This is a genomic window from Rathayibacter sp. PhB127, from assembly GCF_003751665.1.
In the GTDB taxonomy this organism is placed as follows: Bacteria; Actinomycetota; Actinomycetes; order Actinomycetales; family Microbacteriaceae; genus Rathayibacter; species Rathayibacter festucae.
Genome location: NZ_RKHW01000001.1, coordinates 933,179 through 946,753 on the forward strand (window position 1 = coordinate 933,179; position 13,575 = coordinate 946,753).

Below are 13,575 nucleotides of genomic sequence, written 5' to 3' on the forward strand. Positions count from 1 at the left end.
CTCTTGACGACCCAGCGCTTCCCCCGCGCCGGTGTGCTCGCCGCCGCGACCGCCGCTCTCGCTCTGACCCTGACCGCCTGCTCCGGTGACGCCGGCGCCTCGTCCGGCGACGCGTCCGTCGACGCCTCGACCGCGACCTCCGCCGCCGACCTCGGCGGGCTCGACGCCCTGGTCGAGGCCGCGAAGGCCGAGGGCGAGCTCAACGTGATCGCGCTGCCCGACAACTGGGCCAACTACGGCGAGCTCATCTCGGGCTTCGAGGACGAGTACGGCATCACCGTCAACTCGGCCGACCCCGACGTCTCCTCCGCCGAGGAGATCAGCACCGCGCAGAACCTGGCCGGCCAGGACACCGCGCCTGACGTATTCGACCTCGGTGCCGCCGTCGCCCTCGCCAACACCGACCTGTTCGCGCCGTACAAGGTCGAGACCTGGGACGACATCCCCGAGGGCAACCGCGAGGAGACCGGCCTCTGGGTGAACGACTACACCGGCCTCATGTCGATCGGCTACGACGCCGACGCCGTGCCTGCGCCCGAGTCGCTCGACGACCTGCTCGGCGCCGACTACCGCGGCTCCGTCGCGATCAACGGCGACCCGACCCAGGCCGGGGCCGCGGCCGCCGCCGTGCAGCTCGCCGCCCTGCAGTCGGGCGGCTCGGCCGACGACGTCCAGTCCGGCATCGACTTCTTCGAGAAGCTCAACGACGCGGGCAACTTCCTTCCGCTGGACCCGACCGACGCGACCGTCGCCTCCGGCGAGACCCCGGTCGTCTTCGACTGGAGCTACAACAACCTCGCCGCCGCGAAGGCGAACGAGGGCACTCGCGAGTGGACGACGACGGTGCTGCCCGGCACCGCGGTCGGCAGCTACTACAACCAGGCGATCAACGCCGACGCGCCGCACCCGGCCGCCGCGCGCCTCTGGCAGGAGTACCTCTACTCCGACGCCGCGCAGAACCTCTACCTCGCGGCCGGCGCCTACCCGGTGCGCCTGGCCGCCATGGTCGACGCCGGCACGGTGGACAAGGAGGCCCTTGACGCCGTCGGCGCCGCTCCGGAGGACCTCGTCCAGTTCACCTCCGAGCAGACCGAGGCCGCCTCTGCCCTGCTGGCCGAGAAGTGGGGCGCGGCGATCCAGTGACGACCGCCGCCGTCCGCGCTGTTCCCGGGGCCCGCGCGCCCCGGGGACGGCGCGGTCTTCCCGCAGCGCTCGGCGTCGCTCCGTTCGCGGTCTACGTCCTGCTCTTCCTCGCCGTGCCGACCGTCCTCGCGGTCGGCACCGGCTTCGTGGACGGCGACGGCCGTCCGACGCTCGCGAACGTCGCGGCGCTGGGCGACCCGGTCGTCCTGTCCGCCTTCGGCGCCTCGCTCGGCCTCTCGGCCCTCACCGCCGTCGTCGGTGCGATCCTGGGCGGCATCGTCTGCCTGGCCCTGCTCGGCGCCGACCCGCGCGGACCGCTGCGCACGATCGTCGACGCCGCGGCGAGCGTCCTCGCCCAGTTCGGCGGCGTGATGCTCGCGTTCGCCTTCATCGCGACAATCGGCGTCCAGGGCCTGGTCACGACCCTCCTGGCCGGCGCCGGCGTCGACCTCTACGCCGACGGCGTCTGGCTGTACCAGCTGCCCGGGCTGATCCTGCCCTACCTCTACTTCCAGGTGCCGCTGATGGTGCTGACCTTCCTGCCCGCGCTCGAGGGTCTGCGCCCCGAGTGGGCCGAGGCGAACGCCGTGCTCGGCGGGGGAGCGGTGAGCTACTGGTGGCGGGTCGCGGTCCCCGTGCTCGCGCCCTCCTTCCTCGGCTCGGTGCTGCTGCTGTTCGCGAACGCGTTCTCCTCGTTCGCCACGGCCGCCGCGCTGATCAGCCAGGGGGCGCAGATCGTGCCGCTGCAGATCCGTGCCGCACTCGTCAGCGAAACCGTGCTCGGCCGGGAGAACCTGGCCGGCGCGCTCGCCCTCGGGATGCTCCTGGTGATGATCGTGCTGATGTCCGGCTACGCGCTGCTGCAGCGCCGCGCCCGGCGGTGGCAGCGATGACCCGCGCGCTGTCCCGCATCGTCCTGGTCGTCACCGGCCTCGCCTTCGCGGTGCCTCTGATCGCGATGGCCGAGTTCACCCTCCGCGGCGCCGGCGGCTACGACCTCTCGCACTGGACCGCGATCCTCGACCCGGAGAACGAGCGCGGCTACCGCGCGCTCTTCCAGGGCATCGGCAACTCGCTGATCCTCGCGGTGGTCACCGCCCTGATCGTGCTGGTGCTGCTGGTGCCGACGATGCTCCTCGTCGAGATCCGCCTGCCGCGCCTGCGCCGAGCGCTCGAGCTGGCCTGCCTGCTCCCGCTGACCGTCCCCGCGATCGTGCTGGTCGTCGGGCTGGCCCCGGTCTACTCGGTGATCACCCGGCTCGTCGGCTCGGCCCCCTGGACGCTCGCGCTCGCCTACGGCGTGCTCGTGCTGCCCTACGCCTACCGCGCGATCGCCGCGGACCTCGCCGGGCTCGACGCGATCACGCTCTCGGAGGCCGCACGCTCGTTGGGCGCCGGCCCCTTCGGTGTGCTCGTCCGGGTGCTGCTGCCGAACCTCCGCCGCGGTCTCGTCGCCGCCGCACTGATCACGGTCGCCGTGGTCCTCGGCGAGTACACCATCGCCTCGCTGCTCAGCCGCACGACGCTGCAGACCGGTCTCGTGCAGGTGTCGAAGCAGGACGCCTACGTCGCCGTGATCTTCTCCCTCCTCTCCCTCCTGTTCGCCTTCGCCCTGCTGCTCGGGATCGGCCGCCTCGCGCGGATCGGCCTCGTCGCGACCGGACGCCGCGCCTCGAAAGGCATCTCGTGACCGCGCCTTCCTCCCCGGGCGCCCGCGTCCGCTTCCTCGACGTCGCCCGGCACTTCGGCGCGGCGAAAGCCCTCGACGGCGTCTCGTTCGACGTGGCGCCCGGGGAGTTCATCGCCCTGCTCGGCCCCTCGGGCTGCGGCAAGACCACTGCTCTCCGCGCCCTCAGCGGGCTCGAGCGGATCGACTCCGGCCGCATCCTGGTCGACGAGCGCGACGTCGCCGATCTGCCGGTCGCCCGCCGCGACATGGGCATGGTCTTCCAGTCGTACTCGCTCTTCCCGCACCTGCGCGCGCGCGAGAACGTCGAGTTCGGCCTGCGCACCCGCGGCGTCGCGGCCGAGGAGCGCCGGACGGCCGCCCAGGACGCGCTCGACCTGGTCGGCCTCGGCGCCCTGGGCGACCGCTACGCGCACCAGCTCTCCGGTGGACAGCAGCAGCGGGTGGCGCTGGCGCGGGCGCTCGTCACCCGCCCCCGGGTGCTGCTCCTGGACGAGCCGCTCTCCGCGCTGGACGCGAAGGTCCGCGTGCAGCTGCGCGACGAGATCAAGCGCCTGCAGTCCGAGATCGGCATCACCACTTTCTTCGTCACCCACGACCAGGAGGAGGCGCTCGCCGTCGCCGACCGGGTCGCGGTGATGAACGCGGGGCGGATCGAGCAGCTCGGCGCGCCGGAGGACCTCTACGCCCGGCCGTCGTCGTCGTTCGTCGCCCACTTCGTCGGCCTCTCGAACGTCGTGCCGGGGGTCGTCTCGAGCGGGGCGGTCTCCGTGCTCGGCGCGCGCCTGCCGCTGGTGGACAGCGCGGCCGTCGACGGCGCCGTCTCGGCGTTCCTCCGGCCCGAGGACATCGAGATCGTGCCGGGCGGCGCTCCGGGCGATCTGCCTGCCGTGGTCGTCGCCACCAGCTTCCTCGGACCGGTGCGCCGCTCCACGGTCCGCACCGAGCAGGGGGAGGAGCTCGTCGTGCAGCACGCGGCCGGGATCCGGCTCGAGCCGGGGGAGCGGGTCGCCCTCGCGCTCGCGCGGCGGCCGGTGGCCGTCCGCGCGGCCTCGTGAGCTGTCGCGGATTCCGCCCGCGGAATGCGGCGGGGATTAGTCTGGGCGGATGAGACTCGGCCGGTCCCGCCGCACGTCCGGCGCCCGCGACGCCGTCCGCGCCGCCGCGGCTCCCGAGCGGGCTCCGCAGCCCCGCCCGCTCGACCCGGACGCCGCCTTCGTCAGCACCGGGATGCGCATCGCCGGGGCCTGGGCCTGGCGGATCCTCGTGGTCGCCGGCGCCCTCGCCGTGATCGGCCTGCTGGTGATCGAGCTGCGGCTGATCGTCATCCCGCTGCTGCTCGCGATCGTCATCGCGGCGCTGCTCGTGCCGTTCTCGACGTTCCTGCAGCGGCACCACTGGCCCAAGTGGCTCGCGATCGTGGTGGCCGAGCTCGGCATCGTCCTCGTGATCGGCGGCCTGCTCTTCCTCGTCGTCACCCAGGTCACCTCGGGCTTCGACGACCTCAGCCGCCAGACCGTGCAGTCCTACGACGCCCTGAAGTCGTGGCTGCTCGAGGGGCCGCTGCACCTGACCGAGACCGACATCAACCAGTACGCGCAGCAGGCGCTCGCCGCCGTGCAGCAGGACTCGGGGATGCTGGTCAGTGGTGCGCTCAGCGTCGGCTCGACGGTCGGGCACGTGCTCACCGGCGTGCTGCTGACCCTGTTCTCGACCCTCTTCATCCTGATCGACGGTCCGAACATCTGGCGCTGGGTCGTGCGGCTCTTCCCGCACCGCGCCCGGAGCGCCGTCGACGGGGCCGGCCGCGCGGGCTGGATCACGCTGACCAACTTCGTGAAGGTGCAGATCCTGGTCGCCTTCGTCGACGCGGTGGGCATCGGGCTCGGCTCGTTCCTGCTCGGCGTCCCGCTCGCGATCCCGATCGGCGTGCTGGTCTTCCTCGGCTCCTTCGTGCCCGTGATCGGCGCGGTCGTCACCGGTGCGCTGGCCGTCTTCATCGCCCTGGTCTACAACGGACCGGTCATCGCGCTGATCCTGCTGATCGTCGTCCTCGGCGTGCAGCAGCTGGAGGGGCACATCCTCCAGCCCCTGATCATGGGCTCCGCCGTCAAGGTGCACCCGCTCGCCGTCGTCCTCGCGGTCGCCGGCGGCTCGATCGTCGCGGGCATCGCGGGCGCGTTCTTCGCGGTCCCCGTGGTCGCGACCCTCAACGTCATGGTCAACTACGTCGCGAGCGGAGCCTGGCGCTCGCCGACCCGAACCCCCGAGAGAGTTGCCGAAGAGCATGCAGACTAGCCGCGTCGTCGGACCGACCCTGAGCGAGTTCGAGGCGGCCCGAACCGTCCTCGCCCCCGTCATCGCGAACACCCCGATGGAGACGAGCACCTTCCTCGCCGAGGTGCTCGGCTCGCCCGTCTTCCTTAAGTGCGAGAACCTGCAGCGCACCGGCTCGTACAAGATCCGCGGCGCCGTGTTCCGGCTCTCGCACCTCACCCCCGAGGAGCGGGAGCGCGGCGTCGTCGCCGCCTCGGCCGGCAACCACGCCCAGGGTGTCGCCTTCGCCGCGCGAGAGCTCGGCATCAAGGCGACCATCTTCATGCCGATCGGCGTCGCGCTGCCCAAGCTCGCGGCGACCCGCGACTACGGCGCGGAGGTGGTGCTCAGCGGGCACATCTTCAACGAGGCGCTCGCCGCCGCGGCCGAGTTCGCCGAGAGCACGGGTGCCGTCTTCATCCCGCCCTACGACCACCCCGACGTGATCACGGGTCAGGGCACCATCGGCCTGGAGATCCTCGAGCAGGCGCCGGGCGTCGAGACACTCGTCGTCCCGATCGGCGGCGGCGGCCTCATCGCCGGTGTCGCGTCGGCCGCGAAGCAGAAGGCGGCCCAGGAGGGCCGCACGCTGCGCGTGATCGGCGTCCAGGCGGCGAACGCCGCGCCGTATCCGCTGTCACTGGCGGCCGGGGAGCCGATCGCCATCACGATCTCGCCCACCATCGCCGACGGCATCGCGGTCGCGAAGCCGGGGCAGCTCAACTTCGAGATCATCCGCGAGGTCGTCGACGAGGTCGTCACCGTCGAGGACGACGACACCGCCCGCGCCCTGCTCGTACTGCTCGAGCGCGCGAAGCTCGTCGTCGAGCCGGCCGGAGCGGTCGGCATCGCGGCGATCCTCACCGGCAAGATCAGGAACGCGGGCCGCACCGCCGTCATCCTCTCCGGCGGCAACATCGATCCGCTGATGATGGAGCGGGTGATCAGCCGGGGCCTCGCCGCCTCCGAGCGCTACCTCAAGATGAGCATCGGCCTGCCGGACCGGCCGGGCCAGCTCGCGCGGATCGCGGAGCTGATCTCGGAGGCCAACGCCAACGTCGTCGAGGTGCTGCACACCCGGCACGGCCGCGGTCTGCAGATCAGCGAGGTCGAGCTGGAGATCAGCGTCGAGACCCGCGGCCCCGAGCACGCCGACCGCGTCCTCCAGGTCCTCCGCGACGCCGGCTACAGCCCGCGCCTCTCCCGCGGCTAGCCCGCCGGATACGCGAGATGCCACGTGTGACGGCCCGACACGGCGTGTCGAGCGCACAAGTGGCATCTCGCGGAGTGCGTCAGCGCTGAGGGTCAGTGGCCGTTCCAGGTCTCGACGTTCGTGACCTTGACCGTGATGTTCCGGCCGTTGGGGGCCTCGAAGGTGGTGGAGTCGCCGACCTTCAGACCCATGATCGCGCCGCCGAGCGGGCTCTGCGGGCTGTAGACGTCGAGGTCGCTCTCGCCCGCCATCTCGCGGTTGCCGAGGAGGAAGCGCGACTCGTCGCCGGCGATCTCGGCGGTGATGATCGTGCCGGCCTCGACGACGCCGTGGCTCTCGGGCGGCGTGCCGATCTCGGCCTCGCGCAGCAGCGCGGTCAGCTGGCGGATGCGCGCCTCGATCTTGCCCTGCTCGTCCTTGGCGGCGTGGTAGCCGCCGTTCTCCTTGAGGTCTCCCTCCTCGCGCGCGACCTCGATGCGCTTGGCGATCTCGAGGCGTCCGTTGGTGGACAGCTCGGTGTGCTCCGCCTGGAGGCGGTCGTACGACTCCTGGGTCATCCAGGTGACCTGAGGCTGGTCGGCCATGGTGGGCTCCTCACATGACGGCCGCGCGCGACCGACGGTGCTGTCGGGCGCCTGGCCCGTCGAGCGGATCGACCGAGGGCGTGCGGCGGGGGAAAAGACAAGGCCCCGACGAGTCCGTCAGGGCACCCCGACACCCTACGGGAGCCAGCAGGAGGAGATCAAACCTGTCGTGGCGAGCTCCGTGGTGCGCACCGTCTCGGTGTAGGAGCGGAAGCGATCGGTGGACGCGGGGTACTCGACGACGAGCCAGCCGACCACGGCGGACTGCTCATTGAGCGCCTGGACGGCGCAGGCCGCGTCGCGTCCGGTCGGGACGGTGAGGTCGAAGGACACCTGGACGGTGCGGTCGTCCACGACCACGTGCGCGGTGTCCTGCACGTCGACGCCGTCGCGGGCTCCGTCGAGGCCGGCCCAGATCACCCAGGCGGCGAACACCGCGACGAAGGCGACGGCGACGAGGGCGAAGAGCCGGCGGTCGCCGCGGCGGCTGCGCGGCGTTCTCCCGTAGCGGGAGGCGAGGGGTCCGGCGGCGCGGACGGCGTCCGGGTCGAGGGCGGGGTCGCTCGCGCGCTCGTCGCTCTCGGACGTTCGGGCGGCCACGGAACTCCCTGGGTGAAGCGACTATTCTGGCGGATGACGTGCGCCGGTGAGAACCGAGCGACGCCCCCCATTAAACCCCGAGGAATCGAGCGATCGTGTCCCAGGCCGTCCAGGTCTCCGCAGATTCAGAGGCGCGTGCGGACGCCGCGCCGCGCGAGGTCCCGCGCCTGCTCGCCGTGCACGCCCACCCGGACGACGAGTCCAGCAAGGGCGCCGCGACCCTCGCCTCCTACGCCGATCGCGGCGCCGAGGTCATGGTCGTCTCCTGCACCGGCGGCGAGGCCGGCTCCGTTCTGAACGAGGCGCTCGGCGCCCGAGCGCACGCCGAGCGCGACATGGGCGGCCTGCGCCGCTACGAGATGGCCGCCGCGCAGCGGGCGCTCGGCATCGAGCACGCCTGGCTGGGCTTCGTCGACTCCGGGATGCCCGAGGACGGCGCCGTCGCCGCGGACTCCTTCGCCGGCCTGCCGCTGCCGACCGCTTCGGCACCGCTGGTGCGCCTCGTCCGCCGGTTCCGCCCGCACGTGATCATCAGCTACGACGAGAACGGCGGCTACCCGCACCCGGACCACATCCGGGCGCACCAGGTCGCGGTCGAGGCGTTCCGCGCCGCGGGCGAGACCGACGAGTACCCAGGCACCGGCGCCGCCTGGTCTGTCTCGAAGCTCTACTACGACCGCGTCTTCTCCTCGCAGAAGCTGCGGGCGATCGCCGAGCACATCCGCTCGATCGACCCGGAGGACCCGCTGCTCGCCTCCTTCGAGGAGATGAAGCGCTGGAACGAGGAGACGCCCTACCTCGCCACCACGAAGATCGTCGTCTCCGGCTTCCACGACCGCCGCGACGCGGCCCTGCTGGCGCACGCGAGCCAGGTCGCGCCCGACAACAAGTTCTTCTTCCTCCCGCACTCCGCGATCGACGCCGCGTGGCCGACCGACGACTTCCAGCTCGTGCAGAGCCGGGTCGACGCGCCGACGCCGGAGACCGACCTCTTCGCCGGGATCGACGTCGCGCTGCCGGGTGACGCCGCCCTCGCCGCCCCCGCCCCCGAGGAGCAGTCCGCATGATCGCCGCGACCGTTCTCGAGGCCGCCCACCTCGCCCTGATCCGCGCCGCCGAGGCGACGCCGGTGCCGACGACCGCGCCGGAGTTCAACGAGGACACGGTGACACCCGGCCTGTTCGGCTTCATCACGATGTTCGTGATCGCGCTCGCCGCCGTGTTCCTCGCACTCGACATGGTCCGCCGGGTCCGCCGGACGACCTACCGCGGCCAGGTCAACGAGCAGCTCGACTCCGAGGAGCGCGAGCGCGCGGAGGACGCCCCGTCCGGACGCTGACGCTCGGACGCTGACGCGCCCTGCGCTGACGGCGCCCGGCGCTCAGCCGACGTTGTAGGTCGGGTGCAGGCAGACGATCAGCGCCGCCGTCCAGTGGCAGAGGAACGCCACCGCGGTCAGCGCGTGGAAGATCTCGTGGAAGCCGAAGACCCCGGGCACGGGGTTCGGCCGCTTGATCCCGTAGACGACCGCGCCGACGGAGTAGCAGAGGCCGCCGACCAGCACGAGCACCATCATCGCCGCGCTCGCCTCGAACAGCGGGCCGAGGTACATCACCGCCGCCCAGCCCAGCAGCAGGTAGAGCGGCACGTAGAGCCAGCGCGGCGCGGAGATCCAGAACACCCGGAAGCCGATCCCGAGCAGCGCCCCCGCCCAGACCAGCACGAGCAGCAGCGAGCCCTGCGCGGGCGGCAGGGCGAGCGCGGCGAGCGGCGTGTACGTGCCGGCGATCAGCAGGAAGATGTTCGCGTGGTCGATCCGCTTGAGGATCATCTTGGTCCGCGGCGACCAGTCGAAGCGGTGGTAGAGCGCCGAGTTGCCGAAGAGCAGCAGCGACGAGACGGCGAACACGGTCGCGGCCCACTTCGCCGGAGCGCCCTCGGCGACGCTGACCAGGACGATGCCCGCGACGATCGCGACCGGGAACAGTCCGGCGTGGATCCAGCCGCGCCAGGTCGGCCGCGCCTCCGTCGCCGCACCGTGCGCGATCTCGTCCTCGACGAGCGGGAGGGCGGGCAGCGCCGGGCCTGCCGCGTCGTCCTCCGCCAGGGCGCGCGCATCCGGATCGGGCGTGGGGGAGGTCGGCCGGTGGCTCATACGGTCGAGGATACGACCCGCCGCTCCGCCCGCCCCGGGAGTCCGCGCTCGGACGGGGGAGTGGCCGTGGGGTCCGTCATCCGGGTCCGTCTTCGACTACCGTGGCAGGGTGCCGAAGCCGAGACTGCCTGTGGGAAGGGACCTCCTCTACGGCGTCTACAAGAAGCGGCTGCGCTCGAGTCTCGAGGGCGCCGCGCTGCCGAACCACGTCGCGATGATCATCGACGGCAACCGCCGCTGGGCCCGCCAGCGCGCACTCGAGACGGCCGCCCACGGCCACCGGGCGGGCGCCGCCAAGGTGCACGAGTTCCTGCAGTGGTGCGACGAGCTCGGTGTCCGGCACGTCACCCTCTACCTGCTCTCGCAGGACAACCTGGTCGGCCGGGACAGCTCCGAGCTGACCGAGCTGATCGCGATCATCGCCGACCTCGCCGAGGAGGTCTCGCAGCAGCCCGAGTGGCGCGTGCAGCACGTGGGCTCCGACGACGGGCTGCCGGAGTCGCTCGTCTCGGCGCTCGACTGCGCGGAGGAGCGCACCGCCTCGCACACCGGTCTGCACGTGAACCTCGCGGTCGGCTACGGCGGCCGCCACGAGATCGCGCAGGCGGTCCGCAGCATCCTGGACGAGCACGGCAAGCGCGGCTCGTCGATCGAGGACGTCGCGGGGCTGCTCACGCCCGAGTTGATCGGCGAGCACCTCTACACGAGCGGGCAGCCCGACCCGGATCTGGTGATCCGCACCTCGGGCGAGCAACGCCTCTCCGACTTCATGCTCTGGCAGAGCGCGCACAGCGAGTTCTACTTCATGGAGGCGCTCGGACCCGACATCCGCGAGGTCGACTTCCTCCGGGCGCTGCGCGACTACGCCGGTCGGCACCGCCGCTTCGGCAGCTGAGCCGCCCTCCCGCGCGCGCTGTTCACATAGCCGTTACACGTTCGTCTCGGCAAGAACCACACGGCTGTCATTTCCGGGATTAGGTTCGGATCATCAGGTGACGCGCCTGGTCGAGTCGGCCACACAAGTACGACTCGATGACTGCCAGTGAAGGAACTGCGCGGTGCCGAGACGCACCACCGGCCGACTCGAATCCTCTGAAGTGAGTCGGGGGCTCCGGCCCCCGGAATGTGGAGAGTCGACGTGACAGTTCCCCAGGGTACGGATCCGCAGAACGGCACGCAGGGCGCGGTCCACCGCCGCGCGCAGCACGGCTCCTCGGATCGCACCGAGCAGCTCCAGCGCACCTACGTCCTCGACACCTCGGTGCTGCTGTCGGATCCCTCCTCGATGTTCCGCTTCGCGGAGCACGCCGTCGTCCTGCCGATCGTCGTGATCAGCGAGCTCGAGGGCAAGCGCAACGACCCCGAGATCGGCTACTTCGCCCGCCAGGCGCTGCGGCACCTCGACGAGCTGCGGGTCAAGCACGAGCGGCTGGACTTCCCGATCCGGGTCGGCCGGGGCGGGACCCTCCGCGTCGAGCTGAACCACTCGAACATGTCGGTGCTGCCCAGCGGACTGCAGCTCGGCGACAACGACTCGCGGATCCTCGCCGTGGCGATGAACCTGCAGAGCGAGGGCGCCCTCGTCACGGTCGTGTCCAAGGACATGCCGATGCGCGTGAAGGCCGCCTCGATCGGCCTCGCCGCCGAGGAGTACCTCGCCGAGCTCGCCCCCGAGTCGGGCTGGACGGGCATGGACGACGTCACCCTGCAGGGCGACCAGATGAGCGAGCTCTACGACCGCGAGCGGCTCTTCACCGACGAGGTCGCCGACATCCCGATCAACACCGGCCTGGTCGTGCACTCCGATCGCGGCTCCGCGCTCGCCCGGGTGACCGGCAAGCGCCAGATCACGCTCGTGCGCGGCGACAAGGACGTCTTCGGCCTGCACGGCCGCTCCGCGGAGCAGCGGCTCGCGATCGACCTGCTGCTCGACCAGGAGGTGGGCATCGTCTCGCTCGGCGGTCGGGCCGGTACCGGCAAGTCGGCGCTCGCGCTCTGCGCGGGGCTCGAGGCGGTGCTGGAGAAGCGCCAGCACAAGAAGATCATGGTCTTCCGGCCGCTCTACGCGGTCGGCGGCCAGGACCTCGGCTTCCTGCCCGGCGACGCCGCCGAGAAGATGAACCCCTGGGCGCAGGCGGTCTTCGACACCCTCGGCGCGCTGGTCTCGCAGAACGTGCTCGACGAGGTGATCGAGCGCGGGATGCTCGAGGTGCTGCCGCTGACGCACATCCGCGGGCGCTCGCTGCACGACGCCTTCGTGATCGTGGACGAGGCGCAGTCACTCGAGCGCAACGTGCTCCTGACGGTGCTGTCCCGGGTCGGCCAGAACTCGCGGGTGGTGCTCACCCACGACGTCGCGCAGCGCGACAACCTGCGGGTCGGCCGCTACGACGGCGTCGCCTCGGTGATCGAGACGCTGAAGGGGCACCCGCTGTTCGCGCACGTGACGCTGACCCGCTCCGAGCGCTCGGCGATCGCGGCGCTCGTGACCGAGATGCTGGAGTCGAACGAGTCGGCCTAGGTCCTGAGCGACCTTCGGTCGCCTCCGGCTCGCAGAATCACGTCCGGCTCGCCGGAATCACTGGTTCCCGCGAGCCGGAGGTCGTTCCGCGTGCCGGAGGTGCTCCACGGCTGGAGTGATCCGGGGGTGCGGCGCGTAGCGTGGGGCGGGTGAGCATCCTCGACGACGCGCTCCTCGAGCGCTTCCGCCTCCGCGCGGCCGACTACGACGCGCGCAACGTCTTCTTCACCGAGGACCTCGAGGAGCTGAAGGCCGCCGGGTATCTGACGATGCTCGTCCCGGCGGAGCTCGGCGGCGGCGGCCTCGGCCTCGAGCAGGCCACGGCCGAGCACACCCGGCTGGCGACGGCCGCTCCCGCGACCGCGCTCGCGACCACGATGCACCTGGTCTGGACCGGGATCGCGAAGGCCCTGCGCGCCCGCGGCGACGTCTCGCTCGAGCACGTCCTCGTCGAGGCGGCGGCCGGGCACGTCTTCGCCTTCGGCAACAGCGAGCCCGGCAACGACCTCGTGCTCTCCGACTCGCTCACCCGCGCGGAGCCGCTCGGCGACGGCGGCTACCGCTTCACTGGAACCAAGATCTTCACCTCGCTCTCGCCCGCCTGGACCCGGCTCGGCGTCTTCGGCCGCGACGACAGCGGGCCGGAGCCGCGGCTCGTGCACGGCTTCGTCGACCGGCCGTCGCCGGACGCGCCGGTGCCGGGGCTCACCGTGCACGACGACTGGGACACCCTCGGCATGCGCGCCACGCAGAGCCGGACCACGGTGCTCGACGGCGTCGAGGTGCCGGCCGCGCGGATGTTCCGCTCGCTGCCCGTCGGCCCGACCGCCGACCCACTGGTCTTCGCGATCTTCGCCGACTTCGAACTGCTGATCGCCTCGGTCTACCTCGGAGTCGCCCAGCGCGCCCTCGAGCTCGGCGTGGCGTCGGCGCGGAAGCGGACGTCGCTCCGGGCCGGCGGGCGGCCGCTCTCCGAGGACCCGGACATCCGCTGGCGCCTCGCCGACGCCGCGATCCTGCTCGACGGGCTCCGGGCACCGCTCGCGAGCGCGGCGGCCGACGTCGACGCGCTCGTGGACCGCGGGGCGGGCTGGTTCCCGTCGCTCGTCGGTGTGAAGATCCGCACCACCGAGGCGGCGCTGCGCATCGTCGAGAGCGCGGTCCGCGTCTCGGGCGGCTCGTCCTACCGCCGCGACTCCGAGCTCTCCCGGCTCTACCGCGACGTGCTCGCCGGGCTCTTCCACCCCTCCGACGACGAGTCCGCGCACGGGCTCTTCGCGAACGCGCTGCTCGGGCCGGTGCCGCCGCGGGAGTGAGCGGTGGACGTCCGGCATCGCCTGTGGACAACTCCGGCGT

The 13,575-nt window shown here is 72.0% G+C and carries 14 protein-coding genes; 11 read left to right on the plus strand and 3 right to left on the minus strand.

From position 1 onward, the window contains the following. Window positions 1-3 precede the first annotated feature (3 nt). Genes EDF22_RS04595 through ilvA form a run of 6 tightly spaced genes read left to right on the plus strand, consistent with a single transcriptional unit; the run spans window position 4 to window position 6,359 of the window. Window positions 4-1,143, plus strand: coding sequence for an ABC transporter substrate-binding protein (locus tag EDF22_RS04595; RefSeq protein ID WP_185038732.1), 1,140 nt, complete (start codon window positions 4-6; stop codon window positions 1,141-1,143). Continuing rightward, window positions 1,140-2,036 carry an ABC transporter permease subunit gene (locus EDF22_RS04600; protein ID WP_123702730.1) on the plus strand — a complete coding sequence of 299 codons (897 nt, stop codon included), beginning with the start codon at window positions 1,140-1,142 and terminating at the stop codon, window positions 2,034-2,036. Before EDF22_RS04595 ends, EDF22_RS04600 begins: the two co-directional genes overlap by 4 nt. Further along, complete coding sequence (locus tag EDF22_RS04605; protein ID WP_123702732.1) at window positions 2,033-2,833, plus strand: ABC transporter permease; 801 nt, start codon at window positions 2,033-2,035, stop codon at window positions 2,831-2,833. The genes EDF22_RS04600 and EDF22_RS04605 overlap by 4 nt, the downstream gene beginning before the upstream one ends. Then, window positions 2,830-3,888, plus strand: a complete 1,059-nt coding sequence (locus EDF22_RS04610) for an ABC transporter ATP-binding protein (RefSeq protein ID WP_123702734.1) — start codon at window positions 2,830-2,832, stop codon at window positions 3,886-3,888. The genes EDF22_RS04605 and EDF22_RS04610 overlap by 4 nt, the downstream gene beginning before the upstream one ends. A 49-nt stretch (window positions 3,889-3,937) precedes the next feature. After that, window positions 3,938-5,128: an AI-2E family transporter gene (locus tag EDF22_RS04615; protein WP_123702736.1), complete on the plus strand. Its 1,191-nt coding sequence runs from the start codon at window positions 3,938-3,940 to the stop codon at window positions 5,126-5,128. Then, window positions 5,118-6,359: a threonine ammonia-lyase gene (ilvA, locus tag EDF22_RS04620; protein ID WP_123702739.1), complete on the plus strand. Its 1,242-nt coding sequence runs from the start codon at window positions 5,118-5,120 to the stop codon at window positions 6,357-6,359. The genes EDF22_RS04615 and ilvA overlap by 11 nt, the downstream gene beginning before the upstream one ends. A gap of 92 nt (window positions 6,360-6,451) precedes the next feature. On the opposite strand, the gene greA is transcribed toward ilvA, so the two are convergent. Both greA and EDF22_RS04630 read right to left on the minus strand, forming a co-directional pair. Then, window positions 6,452-6,943 carry a transcription elongation factor GreA gene (greA, locus tag EDF22_RS04625; RefSeq protein ID WP_123702741.1) on the minus strand — a complete coding sequence of 164 codons (492 nt, stop codon included), beginning with the start codon at window positions 6,941-6,943 and terminating at the stop codon, window positions 6,452-6,454. Between the two features lie 135 nt (window positions 6,944-7,078). Next, window positions 7,079-7,543: a DUF4307 domain-containing protein gene (locus EDF22_RS04630; protein WP_123702743.1), complete on the minus strand. Its 465-nt coding sequence runs from the start codon at window positions 7,541-7,543 to the stop codon at window positions 7,079-7,081. 95 nt (window positions 7,544-7,638) lie between these two features. Between EDF22_RS04630 and mca the strand changes: the two genes are divergently transcribed. Then, complete coding sequence (gene mca / locus EDF22_RS04635) at window positions 7,639-8,610, plus strand: mycothiol conjugate amidase Mca (RefSeq protein ID WP_260303285.1); 972 nt, start codon at window positions 7,639-7,641, stop codon at window positions 8,608-8,610. After that, entirely contained in the window at window positions 8,607-8,882 is a 276-nt protein-coding gene (locus EDF22_RS04640; protein ID WP_123702745.1) for a hypothetical protein, read from the plus strand. Before mca ends, EDF22_RS04640 begins: the two co-directional genes overlap by 4 nt. Window positions 8,883-8,924: 42 nt before the next feature. Here EDF22_RS04640 and EDF22_RS04645 read toward each other — a convergent pair whose 3' ends face one another. After that, window positions 8,925-9,698, minus strand: coding sequence for a hemolysin III family protein (locus EDF22_RS04645; protein WP_123702747.1), 774 nt, complete (start codon window positions 9,696-9,698; stop codon window positions 8,925-8,927). A gap of 130 nt (window positions 9,699-9,828) precedes the next feature. Here EDF22_RS04645 and EDF22_RS04650 point away from each other — a divergent pair, with 130 nt between their 5' ends. The 3 genes from EDF22_RS04650 (at window position 9,829) to EDF22_RS04660 (ending at window position 13,535) form a co-directional block, all read left to right on the plus strand. Beyond that, window positions 9,829-10,593 carry an isoprenyl transferase gene (locus EDF22_RS04650; RefSeq protein ID WP_279587533.1) on the plus strand — a complete coding sequence of 255 codons (765 nt, stop codon included), beginning with the start codon at window positions 9,829-9,831 and terminating at the stop codon, window positions 10,591-10,593. Window positions 10,594-10,821: 228 nt separating this feature from the next. Then, the gene (locus EDF22_RS04655) at window positions 10,822-12,219 is read left to right on the plus strand and encodes a PhoH family protein (RefSeq protein ID WP_123702751.1); all 1,398 of its coding nucleotides are present in this window, start codon (window positions 10,822-10,824) and stop codon (window positions 12,217-12,219) included. A gap of 140 nt (window positions 12,220-12,359) precedes the next feature. Beyond that, window positions 12,360-13,535, plus strand: a complete 1,176-nt coding sequence (locus EDF22_RS04660; RefSeq protein ID WP_123702753.1) for an acyl-CoA dehydrogenase family protein — start codon at window positions 12,360-12,362, stop codon at window positions 13,533-13,535. Window positions 13,536-13,575 lie beyond the last annotated feature (40 nt).